The organism is Paenibacillus sp. BJ-4, from assembly GCF_020404765.1.
Taxonomy (GTDB): Bacteria; Bacillota; Bacilli; order Paenibacillales; family Paenibacillaceae; genus Paenibacillus.
Window position 1 is genome coordinate 21,889 of sequence record NZ_JAIVEM010000165.1, and the last position, 25,081, is coordinate 46,969.

At 43.2% G+C, this 25,081-nt stretch carries 25 protein-coding genes and 3 pseudogenes; 16 read left to right on the plus strand and 12 right to left on the minus strand.

Features of this window, described 5'->3' with window-relative positions; all coding sequences use genetic code 11:
* The first annotated feature begins 158 nt into the window (after positions 1–158).
* Positions 159–845 carry a response regulator transcription factor gene (locus LCF57_RS24610; protein WP_226003012.1) on the plus strand — a complete coding sequence of 229 codons (687 nt, stop codon included), beginning with the start codon at positions 159–161 and terminating at the stop codon, positions 843–845.
* A 1-nt stretch (position 846) separates the two neighbouring features.
* On the plus strand, positions 847–2,181 hold the full coding sequence (locus LCF57_RS24615) for a sensor histidine kinase (protein ID WP_226003013.1): 1,335 nt from the start codon (positions 847–849) through the stop codon (positions 2,179–2,181).
* A gap of 138 nt (positions 2,182–2,319) precedes the next feature.
* Here LCF57_RS24615 and LCF57_RS24620 read toward each other — a convergent pair whose 3' ends face one another.
* The gene (locus LCF57_RS24620) at positions 2,320–3,204 is read right to left on the minus strand and encodes an AraC family transcriptional regulator (RefSeq protein WP_226003014.1); all 885 of its coding nucleotides are present in this window, start codon (positions 3,202–3,204) and stop codon (positions 2,320–2,322) included.
* A 157-nt stretch (positions 3,205–3,361) separates the two neighbouring features.
* Here LCF57_RS24620 and LCF57_RS24625 point away from each other — a divergent pair, with 157 nt between their 5' ends.
* The 3 genes from LCF57_RS24625 to LCF57_RS24635 all read left to right on the plus strand — a co-directional run bounded on the left by LCF57_RS24625 (position 3,362) and on the right by LCF57_RS24635 (position 6,317).
* A complete protein-coding gene (locus LCF57_RS24625) occupies positions 3,362–4,276 on the plus strand; it encodes a DMT family transporter (protein WP_226003015.1) in 915 nt (304 codons plus the stop codon).
* Positions 4,277–4,322: 46 nt separating this feature from the next.
* The gene (csaA, locus tag LCF57_RS24630; protein WP_226003016.1) at positions 4,323–4,655 is read left to right on the plus strand and encodes a chaperone CsaA; all 333 of its coding nucleotides are present in this window, start codon (positions 4,323–4,325) and stop codon (positions 4,653–4,655) included.
* Positions 4,656–4,778: 123 nt separating this feature from the next.
* Positions 4,779–6,317, plus strand: coding sequence for an FAD-dependent oxidoreductase (locus LCF57_RS24635; protein ID WP_226003017.1), 1,539 nt, complete (start codon positions 4,779–4,781; stop codon positions 6,315–6,317).
* A gap of 31 nt (positions 6,318–6,348) precedes the next feature.
* Here the strand turns inward: LCF57_RS24635 and LCF57_RS24640 are convergent, their stop codons facing one another.
* A complete protein-coding gene (locus LCF57_RS24640; protein WP_226003018.1) occupies positions 6,349–7,536 on the minus strand; it encodes a macrolide family glycosyltransferase in 1,188 nt (395 codons plus the stop codon).
* A gap of 235 nt (positions 7,537–7,771) precedes the next feature.
* On the opposite strand from LCF57_RS24640, the gene LCF57_RS24645 reads away from it, so the two are divergent.
* The 5 genes and pseudogenes from LCF57_RS24645 to LCF57_RS24665 all read left to right on the plus strand — a co-directional run.
* Positions 7,772–7,966, plus strand: coding sequence for an H-type small acid-soluble spore protein (locus LCF57_RS24645; protein WP_226003019.1), 195 nt, complete (start codon positions 7,772–7,774; stop codon positions 7,964–7,966).
* Positions 7,967–7,984: 18 nt separating this feature from the next.
* On the plus strand, positions 7,985–8,155 hold the full coding sequence (locus LCF57_RS24650; protein ID WP_226003020.1) for a hypothetical protein: 171 nt from the start codon (positions 7,985–7,987) through the stop codon (positions 8,153–8,155).
* Between the two features lie 176 nt (positions 8,156–8,331).
* Positions 8,332–8,760, plus strand: coding sequence for a MarR family winged helix-turn-helix transcriptional regulator (locus LCF57_RS24655; protein WP_226003021.1), 429 nt, complete (start codon positions 8,332–8,334; stop codon positions 8,758–8,760).
* The gene (locus tag LCF57_RS24660; RefSeq protein ID WP_226003022.1) at positions 8,747–9,784 is read left to right on the plus strand and encodes a threonine aldolase family protein; all 1,038 of its coding nucleotides are present in this window, start codon (positions 8,747–8,749) and stop codon (positions 9,782–9,784) included. The genes LCF57_RS24655 and LCF57_RS24660 overlap by 14 nt, the downstream gene beginning before the upstream one ends.
* Before the next feature lie 4 nt (positions 9,785–9,788).
* Positions 9,789–10,607, plus strand: a pseudogene (locus tag LCF57_RS24665) (pectinesterase family protein); the annotation flags it as partial.
* 82 nt (positions 10,608–10,689) lie between these two features.
* On the opposite strand, the gene LCF57_RS24670 reads toward LCF57_RS24665, so the two are convergent.
* From LCF57_RS24670 to LCF57_RS24680, 3 genes are all read right to left on the minus strand, one after another.
* A complete protein-coding gene (locus tag LCF57_RS24670) occupies positions 10,690–11,916 on the minus strand; it encodes a sugar efflux transporter (protein WP_226003024.1) in 1,227 nt (408 codons plus the stop codon).
* 167 nt (positions 11,917–12,083) lie between these two features.
* On the minus strand, positions 12,084–12,857 hold the full coding sequence (locus LCF57_RS24675; RefSeq protein WP_226003025.1) for an alpha/beta fold hydrolase: 774 nt from the start codon (positions 12,855–12,857) through the stop codon (positions 12,084–12,086).
* Positions 12,814–13,473, minus strand: coding sequence for a class I SAM-dependent methyltransferase (locus LCF57_RS24680; RefSeq protein ID WP_318840798.1), 660 nt, complete (start codon positions 13,471–13,473; stop codon positions 12,814–12,816). The genes LCF57_RS24675 and LCF57_RS24680 overlap by 44 nt, the downstream gene beginning before the upstream one ends.
* A 194-nt stretch (positions 13,474–13,667) precedes the next feature.
* On the opposite strand from LCF57_RS24680, the gene LCF57_RS24685 reads away from it, so the two are divergent.
* Positions 13,668–15,257 (plus strand): alkaline phosphatase family protein, encoded by a 1,590-nt coding sequence (locus LCF57_RS24685; protein ID WP_226003026.1) that lies wholly within the window; start codon positions 13,668–13,670, stop codon positions 15,255–15,257.
* Between the two features lie 92 nt (positions 15,258–15,349).
* Here the strand turns inward: LCF57_RS24685 and LCF57_RS24690 are convergent, their stop codons facing one another.
* Positions 15,350–15,745: a winged helix-turn-helix transcriptional regulator gene (locus LCF57_RS24690; RefSeq protein ID WP_226003027.1), complete on the minus strand. Its 396-nt coding sequence runs from the start codon at positions 15,743–15,745 to the stop codon at positions 15,350–15,352.
* Positions 15,746–15,906: 161 nt separating this feature from the next.
* Here LCF57_RS24690 and LCF57_RS24695 point away from each other — a divergent pair, with 161 nt between their 5' ends.
* Positions 15,907–16,467 carry an NAD(P)H oxidoreductase gene (locus LCF57_RS24695; RefSeq protein ID WP_226003028.1) on the plus strand — a complete coding sequence of 187 codons (561 nt, stop codon included), beginning with the start codon at positions 15,907–15,909 and terminating at the stop codon, positions 16,465–16,467.
* A 97-nt stretch (positions 16,468–16,564) separates the two neighbouring features.
* On the opposite strand, the gene LCF57_RS24700 is transcribed toward LCF57_RS24695, so the two are convergent.
* The 3 genes from LCF57_RS24700 to LCF57_RS24710 form a co-directional block, all read right to left on the minus strand.
* Positions 16,565–17,815: an ABC transporter permease gene (locus LCF57_RS24700; protein WP_226003029.1), complete on the minus strand. Its 1,251-nt coding sequence runs from the start codon at positions 17,813–17,815 to the stop codon at positions 16,565–16,567.
* A complete protein-coding gene (locus tag LCF57_RS24705) occupies positions 17,799–19,118 on the minus strand; it encodes an HlyD family secretion protein (RefSeq protein ID WP_226003030.1) in 1,320 nt (439 codons plus the stop codon). The genes LCF57_RS24700 and LCF57_RS24705 overlap by 17 nt, the downstream gene beginning before the upstream one ends.
* Before the next feature lie 138 nt (positions 19,119–19,256).
* On the minus strand, positions 19,257–19,790 hold the full coding sequence (locus LCF57_RS24710) for a MarR family winged helix-turn-helix transcriptional regulator (RefSeq protein WP_226003031.1): 534 nt from the start codon (positions 19,788–19,790) through the stop codon (positions 19,257–19,259).
* Positions 19,791–19,910: 120 nt separating this feature from the next.
* On the opposite strand from LCF57_RS24710, the gene LCF57_RS24715 reads away from it, so the two are divergent.
* Both LCF57_RS24715 and LCF57_RS24720 read left to right on the plus strand, forming a co-directional pair.
* Entirely contained in the window at positions 19,911–20,084 is a 174-nt protein-coding gene (locus LCF57_RS24715) for a hypothetical protein (RefSeq protein WP_226003032.1), read from the plus strand.
* 16 nt (positions 20,085–20,100) lie between these two features.
* A pseudogene (locus LCF57_RS24720) lies at positions 20,101–21,275 on the plus strand (alanyl-tRNA editing protein).
* A 7-nt stretch (positions 21,276–21,282) separates the two neighbouring features.
* On the opposite strand, the gene LCF57_RS24725 reads toward LCF57_RS24720, so the two are convergent.
* Positions 21,283–21,984, minus strand: coding sequence for a YoaK family protein (locus tag LCF57_RS24725; RefSeq protein WP_318840795.1), 702 nt, complete (start codon positions 21,982–21,984; stop codon positions 21,283–21,285).
* A 193-nt stretch (positions 21,985–22,177) separates the two neighbouring features.
* Entirely contained in the window at positions 22,178–22,696 is a 519-nt protein-coding gene (locus LCF57_RS24730; RefSeq protein WP_226003033.1) for a DJ-1/PfpI family protein, read from the minus strand.
* Positions 22,697–22,850: 154 nt separating this feature from the next.
* Here LCF57_RS24730 and LCF57_RS24735 point away from each other — a divergent pair, with 154 nt between their 5' ends.
* On the plus strand, positions 22,851–23,288 hold the full coding sequence (locus LCF57_RS24735) for a winged helix-turn-helix transcriptional regulator (RefSeq protein ID WP_226003034.1): 438 nt from the start codon (positions 22,851–22,853) through the stop codon (positions 23,286–23,288).
* A gap of 87 nt (positions 23,289–23,375) precedes the next feature.
* Here the strand turns inward: LCF57_RS24735 and LCF57_RS24740 are convergent, their stop codons facing one another.
* On the minus strand, positions 23,376–23,711 hold the full coding sequence (locus tag LCF57_RS24740; RefSeq protein WP_025719420.1) for a winged helix-turn-helix transcriptional regulator: 336 nt from the start codon (positions 23,709–23,711) through the stop codon (positions 23,376–23,378).
* A 255-nt stretch (positions 23,712–23,966) separates the two neighbouring features.
* Between LCF57_RS24740 and LCF57_RS24745 the strand changes: the two are divergent.
* Positions 23,967–25,077: pseudogene (locus LCF57_RS24745) on the plus strand (FAD-dependent monooxygenase).
* Positions 25,078–25,081: the final 4 nt, after the last annotated feature.

Here is a 25,081-nt window from a genome sequence, read left to right on the forward strand (position 1 = left end):
TTGGCCGTCCGTGTACGCAAGAAGTATTGTAACCAACGAATATCTCAAACGAAGCTGTAAAATAGTCACAAAACAATAAACAATTCATCACAAAAGAGGTGGTACCGTTAGTTTACTGCGGCAAAAATGATAAACTGAAATCCGAAGGTGGGATATTCATGAGCGAAGCAACGACAATACTGGTTGTAGACGATGACCAAAGTATCGCCGAGCTATTGAGGGACTTTTTAGAGTTCGAAAATTTTCACGTGATCACCGCTTGGGATGCCGCTCAAGCGTGGGCCATGTTTGGGCAGAATTCCATTCATTGCATTATTCTTGACATCATGATGCCGGGACAAAACGGGTTTGAGTTATGCCGCCGGATTCGGGCGGAGAGTGATGTTCCTATCCTTTTCTTGAGCGCACGCAGCGATGATGTGGACAAGATTCGCGGGCTGACGCTCGGCGGTGATGATTATATCGTCAAAACTGCTTCGCCTGGCGAAATCGTAGCCAGGGTAAAAGCTGTAATGCGGCGTTCCGCTTCTCAGCAGCAAATAGGTGAAAGGATCCTGGATTTTGGTCGTATCCAGCTGAATCTGTCCACTAGAGAAGTGATCGTGGACGGCAAGAATGTCGTGCTCACGCCGAAGGAATATCAGCTGCTGCAATTATTTGCCGAACACCCCAGACATGTTTTCACATATGAACAGCTGCTTGCAAGATTTTGGGATGGGGTGGGCGATAGGCATACGATTCGGGTCCATCTCGGCCGGCTGCGTGAAAAAATCGAATCCGACCTGAACCATCCGCAATTCCTCGTCAACGTATGGGGAGTAGGCTACCGCTTCGAGGGAGGGTAACATGAGGACACTTCGCATTCGTACATTTACTTTACTGTGCTTTTTCTTCATACTGCTGGTGCCGTGGATCTTCTTTCTTACAGCTCACTTTATGGAAACCAATACGCTCAGGCTCCCAAATAATCAGCCGCAGGATGAGCTTATGCAAAGACATTTAACCGAAATTATGCACCTGATCGAAACAGGCTCGGACAAATGGAGGGATGCGAATTGGCAAAACGAATTGAGTAAAGAGTTGCAGCAAGCGAAGTTGGAGGCGGCTATTCTATCTGCGTCAGATCAGGAAATTTACCTTTCTAATCCGGAGCGCCGTAGCGCTTTGTCGTCAACCGAACGGTTCTCCGTCATCGAGGATGGTCAATTACTGGGGAGGGTTGTCATTTATCTGCCGAAGTCAACAAATACGGTTCAGATGATTTCGATATTTGCCGGGCTATCATTAGCTTTCTTTATTATCGGTGTTGAAATGCGCAGGTTCCTTCTGAGGCCACTCGAAAGGATGAGCTCCGCCGCCAGACAAATCGCCGCTGGAAAATGGGATGTGGAGATGCCCCGGTCCAGAATCACGGAAATTTGCGAAGTGCGAGATGGATTCGAAGTGATGGTGAAGGGGCTTCAGCAAGCGTTTCAGAAGCAAGCGGAATTGGAGGGAGAACGCCGGTTCGTGATCGCTGCTGTCGCGCATGATTTACGGACTCCGTTGTTCGCCTTGCGAGGTTACTTGGATGGGCTGGAGCAGGGAATTGCTCAATCTCCGGAGAAAATAGCCAAATATGTGGCGGTTTGCAAGGAAAAATCGGCACAATTGGACCGGTTGGTGGAGGAACTTTTCACATTTACAAAGATAGAATATTTGGAAAAGGAACTTAACAAAAAAACGGTTGATTTTAAACTTATCATCCAGAAATCGATGGACAGTCTGAGCCCGCCGGCTCGGCAAAAGCACATCTCGATCTTGAACCATGCTGCAGACGGCTGCTTTATTCGCGGTGACATGCATTTATTGGAGCGTGCCATCAGCAACCTTTTGGATAATGCGGTCAGGCATACGCCCCCCTATGGTGAAATTGTTGTTCAATGTGATATAGAAAGTGACCAAGTAAAGTTTATGATACGTGATACAGGGCCGGGTTTCTCATCGGAAGAACTGCAGCGGGTTTTCGAACCTTTATATCGGGGGGAAACATCCAGGAACCGTTCAACCGGCGGCAGCGGATTGGGGCTCACCATTTCACAAACAATTATCAGGCGCCATGGAGGTGAACTTGACGCAGGCAACCATGCGGAGGGTGGAGCGCTGCTGATCGGTTGGATACCTGCAAACCGTCCGGATTAATGGAAGCAGTACAAAATTGCCGCATCGGCTTTGGTCCGATACGGCGGTGTTTCGCAGAATGAAGCACAGGATTATGAAAGGAGCGCGACACCCTTGATTTGAAGGATAGAACCGGTCGGAAATGTATCCGTTCACTCTTTAATCAATGGTCAATTTCCGGAATTCTCTAGGGGTTTTTTTATGGTGTTTTTTAAATGACTGAATGAAGTGATTTGCATCATTAAAACCCACTCTGTGGGCTATTTCAGTTACTGTATAATGCGTTGAGATTAATAATTCACTGCTTTTCTTGATGCGGTATTTAATCAAGTAATCATAAGGTGTCATATGAATGGTTCTCTTAAAACTACGAGTACACTCTGAAACACTTAGATGTGCTACATCAGCAATTTCTTGCAATGTTATATTGTTTGTGTAATTTTGGTGGATAAAGCTAAGCATCAGTTGTAGTCTTTCCTGCTGCAGTTTCATATATTTAGGTGCTTCCTCGGCAGAAATCGAAATATTAGATATTAAAATTAACCATAATTGAACAGTTTTGATGGAAACCTCATATTCCCACCCCCAGTTTTTTTTCATATCAAATTTCTTTTGCATATCCCAAAGCATTTCTAGTACTTGACTTTGCCATTCAACATCTCCCTTTATTACTAGTGACACTAAGGAAGAGTTTGTATAAGGTAGTACATAATTTTTTTCCATCGCGCTATCTGCATAAAAGGCTAGCAGCTTCTCAGGGAAATTAAAACTGACATATTGGCCGTTATGTGTCAGGTGTGTAGTAACGTGAAGGACACCCTTATTAATTAAGATGGCCTGACCGGTTTCTAATTCATGATCAATCCCATTAACTTGTATAACTAGTTTTCCTTTAGTAACCAAAGTGATTTGTAGTTCTTCGTGCCAATGTAAATCATTAAATCCTCTACCTTCAGGGATACTTCTATGAATAGTATGGGTGTACATGATGTATGGAAATGAAACATCGGGATATAAAATGGTCTCGTGCAATTGTTTTTCCATTTTTGCGAGGTCCTTTCTAATGACGATATTTCTATATAAATTAAAGATATAGTTACACAAATAAAATAAAAATGGTGATATTATTATATCAGATTTTCGGCTTATCATTACAATCCTGTGCACAGACGATTGGATAAGACATCTTGGAGGCGTACATGTGAAAATAAATCAATCGTCGTTACCGTTTCATCCGTATATTTTGCTGTTCATCAGCATACTGTCTGTTTCTATCTCATCCATCATGATAAAATCCTCAGATACTCCAACCGCTGTGGCTGGGATGTACAGATTGTATATATCAGTAATCATTATGCTTCCTTTTGTACCCTGGAAAAGGCTCCGATCCTCAGAGATGAACAAAAAAGATTGGAGTACCGTTTTTTTAGCTGGTCTATTTCTCGGGTTACACTTCTTGTTTTGGATGGAATCTTTAGTATATACCTCAGTTGCGAGCTCCATGGTCATCTTATCATTACAACCTTTATTTGTAATGATTGGTTCATACTTTATGTTCAGAGAACGAACGAATATATTAACCATTCTTTGTTTGATAGCTGCTCTTTTCGGTTCAGTCATTATAGCCTGGGGAGACATCGGGGTTTCGCGGGAAGCGTTAATCGGAGATGGATTATCTTTATTAGGAACAATTTTGGTTTCAGCATATATGTTGGCAGGACAGAAAGTAAGTCGTAAAATTAACGCAAATTTATACAGTGTTATTGTCTTTTTTATTGGTGGGAGCGTCATGTTAGTCTACAGTTTGTTAAATAATATCACTTTGATAGAATATGACTCTTCGGATTGGACATATTTCTTTTTACTTGCAGTAATCCCAACTATTTTTGGACAATATATTTTTAATCTGTTGTTGAAATCAATAGGTGCAACTACAGTTTCGGTGGGTATTATTGGAGAACCTGTTCTCGCCATCATTCTCGCCTACTTATTCTTAGGTGAAACAATCTCTATATCCCAATTCACAGGTGGAATGATGACTTTATTCGGTATGGGGATGTATTTTTGGGCAAAATCTTTAGACTATACGTTTGTTAAACATAAAAAATATAACTGATTATTTGCGAAATTTTTAAAAAAAGTAAGAGAGGGAGAATGTTAAAATGGCAACGATTGATGATTTTTTGCAACTCGATATTCGTGTTGGAACAATTATAAAAGCTGAGTTTTTTGCAGAAGCAAAAGTACCTGCTATTAAACTTGAGATTGATTTTGGACAAGATCTCGGAATTAAAACATCGAGTGCTCAAATTACAAAAAGGTATACGGCTGAAGAAATTATAGGTGAACAAATCATTGGTATAGTCAACTTTCCTCCTCGACGTATAGCAGGCTTTAAATCAGAGGTATTAGTCCTTGGAGGAATACCCGAGAAGGGGGATGTAGTTCTATTGAAACCGGATATTATACTACCTGATGGAACACCTATTGGGTGAATTTAATCAGTGTAAATATCTGTAAAGCAGAGTGTTTCCTGACTAAGAGATTCGTTTCATGAATATAAAAGCCCATAATGATAATAATAGGTAGAAAGTGCAATCAAGGGGGTAGTTATAAAAATGATGAAAAACGAATCTCATACAATATTTCCGCAATTTCCGGAATCTTATTGGTTAGCATCAACTGACATCCCCAGCTTTCCCAAGCTTAGTGGGGATATTCAGGTGGATGTTGCCATTGTAGGTGCGGGAATCACCGGTATAACCACCGCTTATTTACTGTCTAAAAAAGGATTAAAAGTTGCGGTCGTTGACGCAGGGCGGATGCTTCATGGGACAACGGGTCATACTACCGCCAAAATTACCGCGCAGCATGACTTGATCTACAGCGAGTTTCTTTCACATTTTGGTAAGGAGAAAACCCGGCTCTATTACGATGCCAACCACGACGCTCTTCAATTCATTAAACAAACGGTAGAGGAGTACAATATCGATTGTCAATTTACAGAAGAAGATGCCTACGTTTATACATGTGCAGATACGTATGTGGAGAAAATCGCCGCCGAATATAAGGCCTACGAAGAATTGGGCATTCCGGGAAGTTATGTCGAGCAAACGCCTCTGCCGTTTTCAACGAAAGCAGCTATCATGATGAAAAACCAGGCCCAGTTCAATCCGGTTCCTTTCTTAAAGCATTTAGCAAATCAAGTCATCCGTCAGGGCGGGGAAATTTATGAGCAAACCACCGTTGTAGGGGTGGAAAAAGGAAACCCTGCCATCATTAGAACAAACGACGGGAATAAAATCACCTGCAATCATGTCGTATCCTCCTCCCATTTTCCATTCAATGATCCGAGCGGTCTTTATTTTGCACGATTGCATGCCGAGCGTTCTTATGCACTAGCGGTCAAGACCGACAGAATCTATCCGGGTGGTATGTACCTAAGTGCGGAAACCCCAAAACGTTCGCTCCGCTCGGTACTGGTAAATGGAGAACCGATGGTGATCGTCGGCGGGGAAGGTCACAAAACGGGCCAAGGAATTTGTACCTTCCAGTACTATGAAGCTTTAGAAAAGTTTGCAGAGAAAACATTTGGATTAAAGGAAATCACTTATCGCTGGTCGGCCCAAGACTTGTATACGCTAGACAAGCTCCCCTATATCGGGCAGGAACTATCCAACATCTCTAACATCTTCGTAGCTACGGGTTATAGAAAATGGGGGATGAGTACAAGTGTGGCGGCGGCTTTATTAAATACGAATCTGATTACCGGAGAGAAAAGCCCGTACCAGGATCTATTCTCCCCTTCAAGATTTCATGTGGACCCCGACGTTAAAACATTCGTGGCTCAAAATGCAAATGTGGCTAAACACCTGATTGCGGGGAAGTTAGAAATGAGCCACAAAAAAGCCGAAGAACTGCAACATGACGAAGGGGCAGTCATCCGGGTGAACGGCAAAAGGGCAGGCGCTTACCGTGACCTGCAAGGTGCATTGCACCTAGTGGACACAACTTGCACCCATATGGGCTGTGAAGTCGAGTGGAATGAGGCGGAAAGAACATGGGATTGCCCATGCCATGGCTCTCGCTATTCATATCAAGGTGAAGTCATTGAAGGCCCGGCCAAAAAATCGCTTGGCAAGGTTGAACTCGAATAGCTCCATAGAGGATCAAGAAAAAGCCCGCGATTTACGCGAGCTCATTTTGAAGATAAGCATCAATTTTGGCGAGGGCTTCCGCTGTACCGCCGGACTGCTGGAAGCTTTCTTTTATTTTTTGTACGCCCTCTTTATAGGCTCCGTTGGACAACACCTCACGTACGGCATCTCTTAATGATTGCACATTAATTTGGTCTTTGGTTATTCGATAGCCTGCTTGAAGTTCCGTTAACCGCTGCGCGACCATCGGCTGATCCTTGTCTTGAGGCAGGACGACCAAGGGGACATTGAAATGAATCCCTTCATTCACGCTGTTCATTCCACCATGCGTAATGAACACATCTGAATGACGTAATACCTCAAGCTGAGGAACATAGGGCGAGATGATAAAGTGATCGGGGAATGGATTGATTTTTGAAAAGTCAGCTTTCTCGCCGGCTGCAATCACGACAATACCCTCAAAATCGGAAAAAGCTTCAATACAGGTGTTAAAAAAGTCCTCAGTATGATCTAAAACCGTTCCCATCGAAATATACAAAACTTTTTTATCTTGTAGTGCATCGAGAGGAAATGAATTTTTCCCTTTGCGTTCTGGAAAGCTGGGGCCGATAAAAAGATTCTCGTCACTAAACAAGTCACCGTTTGGTTGGAAATATCGGCTGGTATATACCACATTCAGAACTCCTGAATTATTCATAAATTGAAACACATGCTTGGGCGCAACACCGAATCTTTCCTTCATGTGCTGCAGAGAGGTTGTGGTCTGTTCATCAATCTGAAACGGTACTTCAGCATCAGGACGAAAGGGGTTAACAATCATCTGATTGTTTGAAATAAGAAAAGATGGAGATGAAGCAATACCGAGGATATTCAAATAATCCCTAACTAATTCACCTGCTCCGAATCTATCGTAGAACACAAAATCAAAATTAATGCTTTCCGACAACTTCTGGGTTACTTCCAATATGTCTAGCGAAGTCTGAATTTGAATGTTCAAAAATGCGTTTAATCCAGCTGGAGAAGCGGCATTGATAGAAGCAGTTCTCACCAGATCGGGATGCAGATGAACCGTTGCACCAACTGCTTCGAGTCTATCCTTGTATTTCTCAGTTGTAATGTAATGCACCTGGTCTCCCCGTGCTGCAAAGGCTTGCGTAATCCCAATCGTAGGGTTCACATGTCCTTCTGCCGGAAAGTTAACCATTAATATGTTTAACATTCATCATCACTCCTTTTCGCTTCTTCGAAGATCGCAGTTTTCACTGAATCTCTCTATCTATAATAACAATAATATTTATTTTTTCAAATGATATCCTTTCTGCAAACGTATTTAAGTGTCCCAAATTAATCTGAGAGAATTATTGTACAGGGGCAAGTCGGTAAGAAATGTGTATAACAGATATTCTTCTTGTGCATAGTAAAGACGAACCTAATCAGCTAGGGAGGCCTTTCAAATGAATGTCCAAAGAGCACAAGAAATAGCGTCCTCTCCCATAATGGCGAATGTGCTGTGTGATGGGTTGCCGATTTATATCCAGCATGTGAACGAGCAGCGTGAGACGGCACGCATCTATGCGCTGAACCATCCGGAAGAGGAACGAGAAGTACCTTTGTACACGTTAACAGAACGGGATCAGACACTGGAATAAGAAAGGAGCACAATGAAAATGAAACCCAATCAACAGAAAGAAGTCGAGGCTGACCGTTTGAATTTTCGTGACCAGACTGATGATGTGGTCAGAGAAGTACCGGCTACGACGGATGCCAGCCAGGCCGTTGCAGCGATGACCTCACATATCAATAAATACGATGTACCGGATGAGTTGGAGGAAAAATAAAGAACGATCGAGCACGCACAGGATTTCCTGCTGCGTGCTTTTTATATGATACATAACTTGAATGATGTTGGCGTCTTCGTTGACAGAGTCCACAAAAATCCTTAATATAATTGTTGCATAAGTCCACTAAATAGGGGGAGTTATAAATCAATATAGATGCTGAGATCATCGCAGATATGAGACGTTTCAATCGATTTTATACGAATATACTGGGTGTATTAGATAGACATGTGCTGGATAGCGGGTATTCCTTTATCGAAGCACGTGTCATTATAGAGATCGGTATGATCGAGCCATGTATAGCCAATACATTGGTCGATTCTCTTAAAATTGACCGCAGTTATATGAGTAGAATCATAGCTAAACTTTGCAAAGAGGGCTTTCTTGTTAAGGAAAATTCTACAGTGGATAATAGAACAAATCTGATTCGTTTGACGCCTAAAGGAAAAGCGTTCTATCACCAACTGGATGAAAGATCTGACGAACAAGTCATAAAATTAGTTCAAGGTCTATCAGAGGAAGAGATTCAAGAGTTACACGCTTCTATGGTGTTCATTCAGAACAAACTAGAGAAATTGGAGAGAATACAAAATGATTCGATTTGAGTGCGACTATACCGAAGGTACCCACAAGCGTATATTACAGCGACTATTGGAGACGAATGACGAACAAACTGGCGGCTATGGTGTGGATGAGCACTGTGAAAAAGCCAGAGCTTATATTAAAAAAGCATGTGACTCCCCAAATGCAGATGTACACTTTTTAGTTGGGGGTACACAGACCAATACGACGGTTATCTCTTCTATTTTGCGTCCGCATCAAGGTGTCATTGCTTCAGTTTCTGGACATATTGCCGTACTTGAGACCGGAGCGATCGAAGCTACTGGCCATAAAGTACTTACTTTGCCAAGTGATGATGGGAAAATCCGGGCCGAACAGGTAAAGGGTCTGTATGATGCTCACTGGAGTCATGCCGCTCCTGAGTATAGCGTACAGCCCGGTATGGTTTTTATTTCTTACCCTACCGAGAATGGAACGATCTATACTAAATCTGAGCTGGAAGCGTTAAGTCAAGTCTGCCGGGAATGTGGCTTACCCTTGTTTATCGACGGCGCTCGCTTAGGGTATGGCTTAGTTGCAGTGGACAACGATGCATCTTTAGCAGATATAGCGAAGCTATGCGATGTATTTTATATCGGCGGGACAAAAATTGGAGCATTGATGGGAGAAGCGGTAGTCATTATAAATGATGCATTGAAAAAAGATTTCCGATACATGATCAAGCAAAAAGGGGGGCTGCTGGCTAAGGGAAGAATGTTGGGCATTCAGTTTGAAACTTTGTTTGAAGACGGTTTATACTTTGAAAATTCCAAACACGCTATAGATATGGCGATGTTGCTTCAAAACGGATTATCTGAGCAAGGCTTTTCTTTTCAATACCACTCTACAACCAATCAGCAGTTTCCGATTTTACCAGATCGTATATTAAAGGCATTGAGAGAAAAATATACTTACTCCTTTTGGGAAAAGGCTGATGATACACATAGTGTTGTTCGATTCTGTACCAGTTGGGCTACGAAGAAAGAAAATGTTGAAATGCTGATTCAGGATATCCAAGCCTTGCAGTAAAACAAGCAACACAAGGACTGTTATCCATCTCAAAAACGGTACGTAGCGTGAAAAAATAAAAGTGAATTCCAGCAAAAAAAATCTGAGCATTATCGGAGAAGATCGGGATAAAACGATCATTTCTTTTGATGATACGGCCAGAACCGTGGTGGACGGAAAAGAATTAGGAACTAGCAACAGCTATACAATGCGTGTGCAAAGTCCTGATTTCATACTGGAAAATGTGATGATCGCCAATACAGAAGGGACTGGGCAGGTGCAGGCTGTAGCGTTATATGCCGAAGGTGATCGCGGTAAGTATCACAATGTCAAAATTACCGGCCTACAGGATACGTTGCTTGTGAACCGTGGCAGACAGTATTTTAAGGACAGCTACATCAGTGGCAGTGTAGATTTTATATTTGGCAATGCACCTGCCGTGTTTGATAATTCGATCATACACAGCCTGCGTGCCGGATATGTGACAGCAGCTTCAACAGAAGAGAACAAGCCGGATTTTGTATTTATTCAATGTCGTCTGACAATGGAAGATGGCTTGACTGGCAAGGTGGATCTTGGGCGGCCATGGCGCCCTTACGCTCATGTTACTTTTTTGAAGACATATATGGATGACCATATCAAGCCGGGGGGCTGGAACAATTGGGGCAAGGAATCCAATGGGCAGACCGCAAGATTTGGAGAGTTCGACAACTTCGGGCCAGGTGCAGAGAGTGGCGGGCGTGTACCTTGGGCCAAACAGCTTACTGCCGACGAAGCCAGTCAATACACAGTTAAAGCCGTTCTGGGTGCGACAGATCATTGGAATCCGCAGTCGGATAAATAAATCGGCTTCTTTCAAATGTGATGTTCAATAGATAAGCGGGGTATGCGCTTCAAGCGTTTATCCCGCTTTTTTGTGATGGTTGCTATAGACTGTGATTTCTTTCTTGGAGAGCGGCCGATTTTGCAAACTCTAATTTTTTAGAAAGCGCCAGCAGACCAAGGGAGCAGAGAATCAGGGCCAGGCATACCCAATAGGAGTTTCGATACCCCATCCATTGAGCGGTTAATCCGCCCATCAAGCTCCCCACCAGTCTTCCGATGGTCGTCGCATTGGAATATAGCGTCGAGGCGTATCCAGGAAGGGATGGCAACAAATCCTGCATATAGCTGATGCCAATGGCCGAAATCACTGCAACAAAGAAGGCTAAAAGAAGCTGTCCCATTAATAGCTGCCACATTTCCGTAGACATAAGGACGAGAACATAATAGACAACTCCTGTTAAAGCCCCTAAAGATACAAGCAAACGGTTGGAGTATTTAGCTGCAAGTACACCCAGCATGAGCATCAAAGGTATTTCTAATAGCGCGCAAATACTAGATACTAGAGCGACGTCACTCGTGTCCCCTTTTAAATTGTGAATGATAAACAAAGAAATATTCAGATTATTCATCCAGTGAGACACATAGAGCAAAGTGAGGACAGAGAAGGGGATCAGAATTTCAATATTTTTATGTAATGTAATGTGGTGAAGTGAAAGCTGATCCTTACTTTTGAGTCGAGCAGGGGATTGCTTAATAAAACAAAATAGAAGTATAGCGATAATTATAAAAATAGAAGTCGTCCCTACAAAAATACCTTTAAATCCCGTATGTGCAATCAGAAAAGACCCGAAGAGTGGGCCCGTGATAAAGCCAAGAGAAAACATAGAACGAAGTGTCGAATTGGCAAAGGCATGATCAGCTGATTTGCTGCGATCTACCGCTTCACGTGCACTGGCAAATAACTGCGGCATTCCAGGTGCCCCCATGGCTGTGAAGACAGTCATATATACAAAAAGTACATAAAAATTTTGAATTACAAGATATCCTGCGAATGCTATCGCATTAAATAACGTACAAATAACCAAAATTTGTTTGCGATCTAATCCAGTATCAGAACGCTTGGCAATCAGAGAGCTTATCCATATACCACATATCAAGGTTACAGCTGTAAAAACACCAAAGGTTCCAACCGATACGCCAAGTGTATTTGTAAAATATACAGCCAAAAAAGGTGCACTGATGGATATGGCCATACCCTGCAATAACATACAGACCATAAATAACGGGTAATTAGGGATAACAAAAAGATTTTTAATACGCGTTAGCATTTCATTTTTACACCCCTTCAGATTTAGAAGCAGAACAATAAATATCTATCCTATCTAAACTATATATGACGTTAGCATAATTTGTATATTTACACTGTATAAAATATTATTTTTTTTCCTTTGATGAGTTGTCCATTTTTTGCGAGGTCATGTACTAAGAGTGTACCTTAAAGGCTGAAACGGTCTACGAACTGCTTGATCTGGTCGTTCAGTGGTCCCGCAGCCTTCGTAGGAAGGCGGTGATCGACCTTTTTAATGAAAACAAGCTCACTCTTTGGCAATTGTTGATATAACATGTTGGCATAAGGATGAAAGAGTTTATCATCCTCCCCATAAACGAGCAGGACAGGAAGATGGATTTCCCTGAGCCGCGAGGTACAGTTGTACTTCAGGCTGTATCGGTAATATTGTTCGACATTGCTGGAATTCCCCTGTTTCGCATCGTTAAATAACTCACGGAATAAAGAAAATTGTTTTGTTTGCGACCAAGCATTAGAAAGCGCAATCGAACCAACTGCTCCGATTTTGGAGAGAGCCATACCCATAAAAATTTTGTTTCTTAATCGCCATTCATTTACCTCCGACATTCCACTGATCACGATGCCTCCCCATGCCCGATCCGGATAGGTCAAAAGAAACTCAAGCACTATTGAGCCTCCGGTAGAATATCCACACAAAAAAGCTTTATCAATGCTCATTTGGTCCATCAACTGTTTGATATCCTGGGCGATTAGAGGGTAAGTAACCGTTTGTTTGGAAGGCTGACTTTTACCGTGACCTCTGATGTCAAAAGCAATAGTTCGAAAGTGTGGCGATAGCCCTTGGATTTGGTATGTAAAATTTAAGCTCGTGAGTACAGGGGGATGGATGAAGACGATAGCGATTCCTTTTCCAGAATCAATGTAGTGCATTGAGTATCCATTTATGTTTGTAGTAGTCATTGTTATACTCCCCTCCCTTTGGTGATTTTGGTTTTACTGAGAAAAATAATTCATGGTATAAAAAACATTTTCGGAATCGTTTTATGACCCTGCAATCATAATCATGATCTCTAAACAATCGAATATATTCTTCTTCATTACGAATATACTCCCCATTGTCGTACCATTTCATAAACCAGTTACATATCGGCTTTTTCTTGCATAGACAGGGCTCCATAACGATAACGGTTCCTTCCGGCTTTAAAATTCTTTGAAATTCTTTCATGTAACTTGATATTTCCTCTGAAGAAATATGGTGCAATACAGCGATAATAAGTATGTAATCGAACGACTCATTATCAAATGGAAACCTCTTATTATTCAATACCTGAAATGCATGGTGGTTATATAATCGCTTTGCATAATCAATTCGTTTGGCATCAGGATCAATCCCAACATAATACAACGGGTTAAACATCGAGCAATTTGCGCCAGTACCACAGCCAAAATCCAGTACAGTTTGGCCATCAAAAGTAAAATGGGAATGTACATGATCATGGATATATTTTTTAGTAAACCATTTCGGACGAACAAACCAATGATAAAGTCTTGGTGAGAACGGAATGTTAATGAGAATTCACCATCTTTCTAATTTAGTCGAGTCACATAGATAATTTGAGCCTATTAGATCAAAAAAATTCATGGAATTATAATTTGATTTTTATGGGATCACCTTTTTTGCTCAATGATTCAATTAGGAATAATTTTTTTAATGTAAGAAAAAATAAATAATCAAAGGGAACTGTGTTTTTCAAAGAAGGAGGCACACACATGGGAATAAAGAATAAATTGACCATTGTACTAGTGCTAGGTTTAGGTTTACTGATTGTCGGTTGCAGGGCGGACTCCAGTCAACAGCTCAATCAACAAAGTGTCAAATCCAATATCCCAGTGGATAATAGGGCCAAACCTGTCATAGTTATCATGATTGATTCTTTAATGAGCAAGCCTTTGCAAAATGCAATTCAAGAAGGCCGTGCACCCGCAATGCAATATCTCATGAAAAAAGGACAATACTTCCCGCAGGTTGTGAGTTCATTTCCCACGATGTCCGTGACCATTGACAGTACTTTATTAACAGGGACGTATGCAGATCAACATCATGTACCCGGACTTGTTTGGTACAGTGACCATAAGAAACGCATGATTTTCTACGGAAATGGTGCCAAAGAAGCTCTGAAGATAGATCAAATGCAAGTGTTTTTGGATGCTATCTATCAGTTGAATCAAGTTCATTTGAACAAAAAAACAAAAACCATTCATGAAGAGCTGGCCGACAAAGGAAAAGCATCTGCCTCAATTAACGCTATTGTTTATAGAGGAAGAACCGAGCATGTTCTAAAAGTGCCTCGCTTCATAGCGAACAGCAACCGTGTACCAGAACAATTGAAAATCACAGGACCTCAATGGTTTTCCTATGCAACTTTTGCACAACTGGATCCGAAGAATAGCTGGAATACTCCTCCGTGGAAAAAATTCGGGATGAATAACGAGTTTTCTGCAAAAGATATCGCTTTTTTAATCAATCAAAAAAAACTTCCCAGCGTAACCATCACCTACTTTCCAGAGAATGATAGCTTGGTGCATAAAAAAGGCCCTAATCAGCTAAAAGGAATTGAAAAAGCGGATCAAGCACTGCAAAGTGTGCTTAACGCATATGGTTCGTGGGAGCAGGCTGTAAAAAATGCTATATGGGTCGTCTTGGGAGACAGTGGGCAAAGTGCAGTTTATGATGACCGACAGGCAGCAACAGTAGAACTAAAGCCGCTGTTGAACCATTACCGCATAGCACAGTTAAACCAATCTGTAGGAATAGAAGACCAAATTGTCCTTTCTACGAATGAACGAATGGCTTATGTGTATGCGATTAATGATAACGTCAACTTATCCGACGTAGTGAAGTATTTACAAAAAGAGGAAAAGCTCGATATCATCGCAATGAAAGACGAAAACAATAATATACGTATTACAAAGGGGAAAGAGGTCGCCAGCTTCTCTTATCGTCCCGGTGGAAACTTCACCGATGAATATGGACAATCATGGGCATTATCGGGGGAAGCAAGCCTTGTCGATATGAAGATAAATAACAACCGGATCAAGTATGGAATATATCCTGACGTTTTGGCGAGGCTGTACGGGGCCATGAATTCTCATGAAGGAAAATACGTTGTCGTGACGGTCAAGCCCGGATATGAACTCGTTGGTGAAAGTTCTCCTACCCACATCGGAGGAGGGGCTCATGGTTCGCTGCATGAAAAGGATTCTCTTGTCCCATTAATTATTTCCGGAACGGACACACGTCCCAAATCATTACGAATCGTTGATATAAAAGACTGGATTCTGCAATTGGTGAACGGATAAAAGTTATACTGAAGAAGTATTTAACGGTAATCAGGCGTTATAAAGGTACAAGCAACGAGCATGTAGTACAGCATTCAAACAAGCACGCCTCCTTAAAGAGGTGGTGCTTGTTTGGCGTTTTTTTCCTTCACAGAATACTCTTCCAGCACCTTTGTTTTATCTCCATAGATCCTATCCAAATGATCTTCTCCCCATAAGCAAAAACGATCAAGCAGATCTTTAAAATCCCATCCATATTCACTAAGCTCATATTCCACTTTGGGGGGAACCTGGTTATAAATGATGCGGTAGATGATTCCATCCTTTTCAAGCTCTCTAAGCTGTTGGGTGAGCACTTTTTGGGTGATTTTCGGAATGAGTTGACGAAGTTCGTATGTACGTTTTCTGCCGCTGGTTAAATGGTGTAGGATGATGCTTTTCCACTTTCCACTGATGACCTCCAAAGTTGCCTCGATCCCGAGCATATAGGTTTTGGCTTTGTCTTCCATAGACTTTCCCCCTCTCCGATCTGTAGTACAAAAGGCACTAAGGTACCTTAAAGTACCTACAGTACATTGAAGTGCGTACTTCACACTTTAATGTATAACATCCATAATAGCATCTGTAGACAGGGTTCACCAATTATGAGGAGAAAGAAGGTTACGGATACATGAAAGTTCTATTGGTCGTCACGCATCCTAGAGAAGATTCACTTACCCTTGCGGTCATGAATCGTTTTGTAGAGGGATTGCAAGAGAATAAGCACGAGGTAGATATTTTGGACTTGGATCGGGATGGATACAATCCGGTGTACAGCGCTGCAGATGAGCTGGATTGGAATACGACCCATAAACAATATGCTCCTGAAACGCGGAAAGAGATGGACAGAATTGCAGCTGCGGATGCTCTGGTCTTTGTGTTTCCACTATGGTGGTACAGTGTCCCTTCCATGCTAAAAGGGTACCTGGATAAAGTCTGGAACAAAGGTTTACTTCAGGAATTTACGACGAAGCAGGTTTTGTGGATGTGCTTGGCGGGAGGGACTAAAGAACATCTGATCAAGTATGAATATCACGATTTGGTTACTCAATATTTGAATAAAGCCATTGCTGGTTACGCAAGAGTAAGAGAGTCCAAGGTGGAGTTCTTCTATGATACTTTGTCCGAATCGAAAGAATACATTGAAGGTTTACTGGAGCACGCTTATCAATTAGGTCTGGCATATAAGTGAATTTTATTCTGATAACAATGAGAATTTCATATTATTGAAAAAAGGGTTAAGGCTCGTTAGACGGCACTTAACCCTTTTTTATTTTACAGACGAGACTCTATCCTTTTATAGGCTCATGCATAGGTACTGACGGTGCCCCTTGCACAGATAACCCGCCGCTAGGTGTGCTTGCTGGAACAACGGGATGTGTTGCCCCCATTTCAGGAGCAGTACCCGTGGTGAGCTTGGCCAGCTTCTGTTTTTCCCACAGCGCTCTGGCGATAACCAGCATGGAGAGTACACCGACATATAGTAATAGAGAACCGAGTTCGGGAAGCATCTCCTGCAAAGGCGCCCCACGCAGCCCCATGGTACGCAGGAATTTGTACATCCATACAAATGGGAAGAAATCACCGATTCGGATCGCCAAAGGCGGAAACAGTGATCTTGAAAGCACGGCCCCCGAGAGAACAAAAGCAGGCATCAGTATCATAACCATTCTGCCGATGGCTACCCCCGGATGTGCAGCACCCCATGTAACCAGAATATTCATACAAACGGTACCGAATACATATAGGACAACCGGAATGATAAAGGCAATCGGATTAGCCTCGAAACGGCCTCCTCCAAACATTTTAAGTATGCCGAGAGAGAAGATTAAACCGGCCGTCGAAAACAGCGTATACGGAAGAATGCGTAGCAGTATATTGAACGGATGTTGTAGCTCGGCAGCCAGCCTCTTGGAAACCCTTAGTCTGGCGATCAGAGGCAAACTGTTTATATTCAGTATCATAAAAGAGAACATACAGGTAAATGCAAGTATCGTCGTATTCTGATAATCATTCGTTGGATTAAACAGGGAACGTACTTCTAATGCGATGCCATTAAGGGCTCCCTGAGCCTGTTCCGAGTTCATTCCGGTTTTCAAAATAGCTGGAACGGATAGCTCCATATTCTCGGAAACACTGATTTCCTGCATGGCTGTACGGATCGAAGTAATAGATTGAACATTAGTATTATCGAGAATCAGACCCACACGGCTGGAAAGAGAGCGATTGTGGTTATCCTCCAACCCCTGTGGCAAGGAAATAACAGCCAAATACTTCTCGTGATAAAAATACTGTTCAGGATTGTCTGTATACGAAACAATCTCTGCTACATTCATATACGGGGATGCATCTATTTTCTGAATCAGTTCACGGCTGTAAGCTGTGTTATCTTGATCCACTACTACTACGTTAGCATCGTTAATTTGGCTGCTTGGAAGCAGCAGTGAATACCCCAGCACTGCAATCAACGGGAAAATAATAGCTATGATCGGATACTTGGAATGAACCAGGTACGACCATTCGTCACGAAGAGATTTCATTCGTATTCACCTCAACTGTCATGCCTGGTAGCAAGGATGCTTCTCTTGTTACATACACACGTACTTGGAATGTAGCGGTATCCGCCTCACCTTTTTCCCGGGACATCTTTACATTAGCAAATTGTGGTGCAGCTGTTACATAGCGCACAGTACCCTTTAAGTCCTTATTTAGAGCAGATACGTGAGTTTTAACTTCCTGATTGGCCTTGAATTTTCCCGCCTGTTCTTCATTCACATAGAGGTCGTAATATAAATCATTGGTTTCCAGTGTCAGCACGGGTGCACCTTGTGCCACATTTTCGCCGACCTTTGTATGGATTGCTGTGACCTTGCCGTCCTGCGGTGCTTTTAACACCAGGCGTTCTTTTTTGAGCAGCAATGTTTTAAGCTGAACTTCTTGTGTGTCTTTTTGTTGCTTTAAAAGATCAATAGCCAGCTTCTGGTCCGCTAACTGTTGACGGCTCTGCTGAATGGTTTCCAGTTGGGTTTTGGAACGTTCGACGGACAATTGGGCACCACGGATTTCCTCTTCGGCTTGCTTTACTGAAACGGATACTTGTATCGTCTGTTCACTCGCTTGCATTCGTTCTTCAGGAGTTGCACCATTCAGCAACTTTTGAAGAGACTCTTTTTGCTGGCTCAGCTGATTGGTAGCTAAAGTTAATGCGGATTCGGTATCATCCAACACCGCTTTGGATACACTTCCTGCATCATATAGGGCTTTGTTACGCTTGTAGTTGGTCTGAGCTGTTTGAAAGCTTTTGGTAGCAGAAGCTACGGCAATTCGTTGCTGCTGAACATCTTCATCCCGAGCGCCAACATTGACCTGTTTTTCTGCCGCAGTGGCTTGACGCTCAGCCGCTTGCGCTCGCTGTAATGCCGCCTGACTTTTACTCTGAGTGACTTGAGCCTGCGCGATATCCAGCTGTGCCTGCTTTTCCTGAGTGGCAGCCCGTGAATAACCTAAGTCGATGGATTGTTGTTGTTGGTTAATCTGCGTATTGAACTGGGCAATTTGTGTTTGCAGCTGCTCAATTTGCAAATCTACATCTTTGGAGTCCAAAGCCATCAGCACAGTCCCTTTTTTCACCATAGTTTCTTCAGTTACCGGGATGGTGAGGATTTTGCCGCCTACTTGTTCAAAGGATACATGAATGCTATCGGAATTTAGCGTTGTGCCTTTAACGGATCGCGAAGCGTTCACTTGATCTTGTCCGTTGGTCTGAAGCAGAAAGCCTCCGCCAATCAGACAGGCAATAGAAATGAGAGGAATCATAAGACTGGTGACTTGTGTGCGATTCATGGGTAAATACGCTCCTTAAATTTATGAAATGAGTAATAAACATAAACGTGAATAAATAACCTGATATGTACATTTTATTTATTCCTTTTATTTAATAATTCAAAAGTTAGCGAGCTAACTAAAATGCGAAATTAAAACTTATTCTGGTTTTGCTGCTTTATATATCTCTTGTGCTTGAGGGATGCCGGCTTCTACTTTTTGCAATAATGCCAGCAGCAGCTCTTTTTCATCGGTGGATAGGTGGCTCATCAGCTTGGAGGTGCTTGTAAAATGTACAGGCAGTAGCTTTACCATCAACTCTGTTCCTTGATCGGTCAGCTTAATAATGCTCATTCGACGGTCAGAGGGATGATTTGATCTAGTAATAAGGCCATCTCGTTCCATACGATCAAGCAGACCGGTAACTGTAGGCTTGCTGACTCCTACTTTCTCTGCAAGCTCTGTAGCCAACAGTCCAGTCTGAATGTTCCGGTATAGGAGAATTAAAATTGAAAATTTTCCGTGAGATATACCGAATTTCTCAAAGCCCTCAAAACTGACTTTAAAGATACTGGAAGATACTCGCATAAAAAATAGCATAGCTTCTGTAGCTCTTACATCAATCTCGGGAATACGTATAGAAAATTCCTGCAGCGCCTCACGCGTAGGTAAGTCCCGTAAATCGAAATCCATAGGTGCTCCTTTCGTTAAACAGTTTATGACAGTCCCTAAATTAGTTAGCCGACTAATCTTAATATATTCAAAATTGAATTACAAGCTAAATTTTGCCAAGGCTCCAAACGAGGTAGTCCATTGTTAGGTCGTCAAGTAATCCCCTCCATTGATATTTACAATCTAGTGTTCGATAATAAAGTGGATGTTGGTGTGGGCCTGGAGATTCATTCAAATCACCGTGTGCATTGGATTCCGAGCCAATTGGGTGACAGTTTTATCGTGAAGCGACGTTTTTTAAAATTTAATGCCTAAAGCGAGGAGCTTTTAAATGACGACAAAATTATACTACGCTGCCCCGAACCTCACGGAGTGGGACACACATATTACCCGAAGTATGGAAAGAGATGATAAGTATTTTGTCATGCTGGAGGAAACGGCTTTTTATCCACATGGAGGGGGACAGCCGTGCGATACAGGAACCATTCAGGACATCCGGGTGATGGATGTTTTTCTGGAAGAAGGGGAAATCTGGCATCAGGTAGAGTATTTGCCGGAGGATGCGAAGGGGCCTGCCAACTGGATTGGGAGCGCAGATTTGACCATATGCAGCAGCATAGCGGACAGCATTTGTTGTCAGCAGTTTGTCTGGAGCTGTTGGGCGCGCGTACAGAAAGTTTTCATTTGGGACAAGAGTACGCCACAATTGACGTCAATTGTTCGAATGTAACATCTGCGCAGCTATCGGCAATCGAGCAGGAAGTGAATCGGCAAATCTACAGTAACCGCAGCATAAAAAGCTACTTTGTAACCGATGAGCAATTGAAGGATATTCCGCTTGTGAAAATGCCTAAAGTGACGGAGAATATTCGGATTGTTGAGATTGAAGGTATTGAATATAATGCTTGCGGTGGCACACATGTGGCTCAGACGGGGGAGATTGGAATCATCAAATGTCTGAAATGGGAGAAGCAGAAGGGCATGGCGAGAATCCATTTCAAATGTGGCGCTCGTGCACTTCAGGACTTTAACGAGAGTGTTCGGATTCTGGACGTATTATCTGCGAAGTTCAATACCGGGCGAAAGGACATTTTGACCCGATTTGAAAAGTGGGAGCAGGAGCACAAGCAGCTCAAGGCGCAAATGGAGCTTCTGCAGAAGGAAAATGCTTCGTATCAGTCGAAAGAATTGCTCGCTACGGTTCAGGGGCACGTTCTTGCTCATATGTTTGAACAAAAATCGTTTCAGGAAATACAGCAAATGGCTGTCAAGCTGACAGATGAACATGATTTGCTTGTTTTATTAGCCACAACAGCAGACAACAAAATCATTCTGACCCATAATGGCACACAGGCTGTCGCCTGCGGGACATTTTTTAAGGAGAATCTGGGCGCATTCCAAGGGAAGGGGGGCGGCAGCAACCAATCAGCTCAGGCCGCATTCCCATCCCGCGAGGATCTTTTAAGTTTTTTTGAAATGGCCCAGCACCAGTTTGTTCAGAGCTAATACAGGCTTAGTGACGCAGGGGCAGCTTCCACTTCTCTTTTTCCGTAAATAAAATAAATGAAAAAATGAGTGCAGCAACAGCGCCCCAAATGGCTTTATCCCCAATCGTCAAAGTCAGAAATCCCCCCAGTAAAGCCCCAACCAAAAAGGCTGCCAGGATGACACCATAACGCATCGCTCGAATGGCAGCATTCGTGTCCTTGGTCGTTATGGCGACATACACAGCCTCTGTAGCTGATCGGAGGTTTCCGGTGCTGACAGTGGAGGTGTACGGCACATCAATGAGCTTGCGGAAGGAAGTCATTTGGACGGAAGCGACGAACGAGACGATTACCACCACTACCGTATTGGGAACTCCTTGCGGAATCAGTCCCACGATGAAAAAAATTGTAATTTCCAGTAAAAGAATAGCGCGGGCCCAGTCCGGTGTTAGACGGTGGGTCGATTTTCTTTTGATTCCCTCGGCAACAAAAACGCCCAGTGAAAAAGCGATCAGGGGAGGAATATAGGCTAACGCCTGAATCCAGTTCCCCTGAATGATTTTGACAGCCAGCAGTACGATATTGCCTGTCTGTGCGTTGGCGAATACGCCGTCTCTTCCAACAAAGGTATATGTGTCCAGAAAGCCCCCTACTAATGAAAGTAAGGCGCCCAGTCGTAACGATTCGGACGTTACCTGATGTAAATGGATTTTGCCTTTCATAATCACGGCATAAGCCTCCTATGCTAAAACGTCGATTCTTTTAAGTTAGCACGACAATCCAGAACCGTACCATTAAATTAGTCACTTCAGCATGAAAATGGCACAAAGAAGCCGCATCAGGTCCCATACAAAAGAAAGGACATGAAGCGGCTGTTTGTGTTGCCTGCTTAGGGCAACCGCATAGGACTTCGAGCGCGACTTATTGCAGGGCTCGAACGAGGGCTTCGCCAAACTCCTGAGCGCCATCTGGACCATCGGCTGTAATAATGTCGCTATGCGCAACGACATGCTGAGCCACATATTCGGCTTGATGCGATTGGAGTTGATCTTTCTGAACGTCCACCGGATAGCACGCAGCCGTTCTGCCGGAGAGCAGTCCGGTTTGAGCGACGGCTACAGAACCTGCGCAGATACCGGACAATAGAATCTTTTGCTCATGGGTTTGTTTCAGCAGAGCTTGGAGATCTGCATTATTCCACAGATGATCATTTGTTCCTGATCCACCGATTACAGATACCACATCATAATCCGCAGGGACTGCGTCTGTGAACATAAGTTCTGCGGTCGCTTTACCGTTGTAGTCACCGATAATTTCGCCTGTTTTTGTACTAGCCAGTGTCACCGTAACGCCTGCTTGCTCTAGCGCTTCCTTGGGTTTAAACAATTCATCCTCATTAAAGCGCTCTGGGGGTATAATAAAAAGAGCTTTTTTACTCATACTTTATTCCTCCTTCAATGTGAAACGATATCTATTATTGTAGGATGACTTCGTCAAGCTGTGAAGAATGCACTTTCAAGTACGGAGGTTACCTGCAGGTTACTGTTAGGCTTAGGCTGTAAGAACATGATGAATTAAAAGGAGTTAACGATATATGTCTGATACGCTAAGAGAAGAAATACGGGAGAAGATCGTCAACGGAGACTATAACTGTGAAAAGGAATTGACCCTGTCGGTGTTAAGCGGAAAGTGGAAGGTTGTTATTTTGTGGCATTTGGGTGTGGAAGGGCCGCACCGCTTTAGCGATCTGCAAAGGCTGTTTCCGAAGCTTTCACATAAAGTGCTGACCAACCAGCTGCGCGAGTTGATGGAGGACGGTATTGTACATCGGGAAGTATATCCAGAGGTGCCCCCAAAGGTGGAGTATTCGATGACCGAGCTGGGAATGACGATTTTACCGATTGTAGAGATGATGTATGACTGGGGGAAAAAACGGGTGCAAGCCATCCGTGAGGAAATGCAACGCGGCGGCGATGGAAGCGTTGATGGGAACTGCAATGGTAACCTTGTAAATCATGAAAAAGATACATAAGTGAAATGTCTTATAAAGAAATAGAACGCCTTGCGTGATGAGTACGAATTGTACCCGGCAAAGGCGTTCTTTAGCATGTTAGGCGGATCATTGCTGTTCAATTGCTGGCACAACTTCAATCCAGCGGGTAGCCCAAGTACCGATATGGTCAAACAATGGAGCTAAATCGCGTCCTTTATCCGTAAGGGAGTATTCGATCCGAACCGGCTTCTCAGGGTAAACCATACGTTGTATGATTCCTTCTTCCTCAAGCTCCTTCAAGCGATCGGAAAGGACCTTCCCACTTAAATTGGGGATTGAATTTTCAATAGCGACAAATCGTTGCGGACCGTTAGTTAGTTGAAACACGATTAATACCGTCCAACGCTTGCTCAGTAACTCCATAGCTTTTTCAAACCGTGGGCACATTTGCGGAATGTTCATAAGATCACCTCATGCTCCTATTATTAACGATCCACTGTCAAAAGTAAATGATTTTACTTTGTATAAATTTATTACTTGACGAAATTGAATGATATAAATATACTTTGTTACATAAAGTAACTTGTTAGATTCGATATGGACATTTCTATATAAATGCTTAAAATTTGATATTATTTTGATATTATAATGATGCAATTAAATGGACAGGTACGGATTAAGTGTTGAGGTCATGGTTTGGGTGTAGGGGGAAGTCAGATGAAGCTGGAATGTGAAGTGTGTGTAGTTGGCGGAGGACCGGCAGGGACTTTGTTGTCCTGTTTGCTGGCGGAGCAGGGTATTTCTACAATATTGGTTGAGCGGCAGAGCGTGGCGGGAAAGGCTTTCCGCGGTGAAATTTTGAATGATGAAGGTCAGCAGGTGATTCAAAAGCATAAGCTGCTCGAACAAATTCATGAGGATTACATTCTTCCCTCAACGAGAATCGAATATTGGGTGCATCAGCAGCAGATGAAAACGGTCAAGCCGGGTTCAGCAGACGGGAATGTGGGGATTCACATTCCACAGCCTCGCTTTTTAGAGGCTCTGCTGAAACAGGCTTCAATGTATAAGTCCTTTCGTTACCTGGCTGGCACGACAGTAATTGGATTGCAAGGGGATAGCGAGCAGGGCTACACAGGTCTGACCGCTCGTGACCAGAGCGGCCGTGAGATTAAGATTCACAGCTCTGTGATTGTCGGGGCGGACGGTCGTTATTCAACGGTGCGCAAGCTGGCACAGATGCCTGTAACGAACATTCGGCACGGCTATGATCTGCTATGGGCGAAAATCACAGCACCTGTCGGATGGGAGCCTGTCACACGTTTGGCGCTGGTCAACGGACGGCAGCTGTCTTTATTTTCGCAGGCTGAAGGCTACATCCAAATTGGCTGGAATGTGGAGGAAGGCAGCTTTTCAAGTCTGTTTAAGCAATCTTTTGAACCGTTTATAGAGCTGTTTACGGAGGCTTTCCCGGATCTAGAGCATAGCGTGCATGATCACATTCCTTCATGGAAGGACTTCGTGCCGTTGGATATTTTCAGCAGCCGCAGTGACACGTGGACGCTGGGCGGACTGGTCCTCATTGGAGATGCGGCGCATACCATGACACCTACCGGAGCTTTTGGCCTGAACGCTGCCTTGAAGGATGCCGATGTGCTGGCGAGTGAGCTTCTTCGTTTACGTCAGGAGGGGGGGATACACCGCAGTGGGCTTGAAGGCGTTCGAAGACGGACGGCGACAGGCTGTGACCGAGCTTCAGGAACGGCAACTGACGATGGAATCCACGTTTCATGAACATTTTTTACCAGCAGAAACCCCAATCATATAAATCA

Excerpts from the sequence above, each read along its gene's own strand:
- LCF57_RS24610 (WP_226003012.1), top strand. The coding sequence starts at position 159 with ATGAGCGAAGCAACGACAATACTGGTTGTAGACGATGACCAAAGTATC.
- LCF57_RS24615 (WP_226003013.1), top strand. The coding sequence starts at position 847 with ATGAGGACACTTCGCATTCGTACATTTACTTTACTGTGCTTTTTCTTC.
- LCF57_RS24620 (WP_226003014.1), bottom strand. The coding sequence starts at position 3,204 with ATGGAAAAACAATTGCACGAGACCATTTTATATCCCGATGTTTCATTT.
- csaA (WP_226003016.1), top strand. The coding sequence starts at position 4,323 with ATGGCAACGATTGATGATTTTTTGCAACTCGATATTCGTGTTGGAACA.
- LCF57_RS24635 (WP_226003017.1), top strand. The coding sequence starts at position 4,779 with ATGATGAAAAACGAATCTCATACAATATTTCCGCAATTTCCGGAATCT.
- LCF57_RS24640 (WP_226003018.1), bottom strand. The coding sequence starts at position 7,536 with ATGTTAAACATATTAATGGTTAACTTTCCGGCAGAAGGACATGTGAAC.
- LCF57_RS24645 (WP_226003019.1), top strand. The coding sequence starts at position 7,772 with ATGAATGTCCAAAGAGCACAAGAAATAGCGTCCTCTCCCATAATGGCG.
- LCF57_RS24650 (WP_226003020.1), top strand. The coding sequence starts at position 7,985 with ATGAAACCCAATCAACAGAAAGAAGTCGAGGCTGACCGTTTGAATTTT.
- LCF57_RS24655 (WP_226003021.1), top strand. The coding sequence starts at position 8,332 with ATGAGACGTTTCAATCGATTTTATACGAATATACTGGGTGTATTAGAT.
- LCF57_RS24660 (WP_226003022.1), top strand. The coding sequence starts at position 8,747 with ATGATTCGATTTGAGTGCGACTATACCGAAGGTACCCACAAGCGTATA.
- LCF57_RS24670 (WP_226003024.1), bottom strand. The coding sequence starts at position 11,916 with ATGCTAACGCGTATTAAAAATCTTTTTGTTATCCCTAATTACCCGTTA.
- LCF57_RS24675 (WP_226003025.1), bottom strand. The coding sequence starts at position 12,857 with ATGACTACTACAAACATAAATGGATACTCAATGCACTACATTGATTCT.
- LCF57_RS24685 (WP_226003026.1), top strand. The coding sequence starts at position 13,668 with ATGGGAATAAAGAATAAATTGACCATTGTACTAGTGCTAGGTTTAGGT.
- LCF57_RS24690 (WP_226003027.1), bottom strand. The coding sequence starts at position 15,745 with ATGGAAGACAAAGCCAAAACCTATATGCTCGGGATCGAGGCAACTTTG.
- LCF57_RS24695 (WP_226003028.1), top strand. The coding sequence starts at position 15,907 with ATGAAAGTTCTATTGGTCGTCACGCATCCTAGAGAAGATTCACTTACC.
- LCF57_RS24700 (WP_226003029.1), bottom strand. The coding sequence starts at position 17,815 with ATGAAATCTCTTCGTGACGAATGGTCGTACCTGGTTCATTCCAAGTAT.
- LCF57_RS24705 (WP_226003030.1), bottom strand. The coding sequence starts at position 19,118 with ATGAATCGCACACAAGTCACCAGTCTTATGATTCCTCTCATTTCTATT.
- LCF57_RS24710 (WP_226003031.1), bottom strand. The coding sequence starts at position 19,790 with ATGGATTTCGATTTACGGGACTTACCTACGCGTGAGGCGCTGCAGGAA.
- LCF57_RS24730 (WP_226003033.1), bottom strand. The coding sequence starts at position 22,696 with ATGAGTAAAAAAGCTCTTTTTATTATACCCCCAGAGCGCTTTAATGAG.
- LCF57_RS24735 (WP_226003034.1), top strand. The coding sequence starts at position 22,851 with ATGTCTGATACGCTAAGAGAAGAAATACGGGAGAAGATCGTCAACGGA.
- LCF57_RS24740 (WP_025719420.1), bottom strand. The coding sequence starts at position 23,711 with ATGAACATTCCGCAAATGTGCCCACGGTTTGAAAAAGCTATGGAGTTA.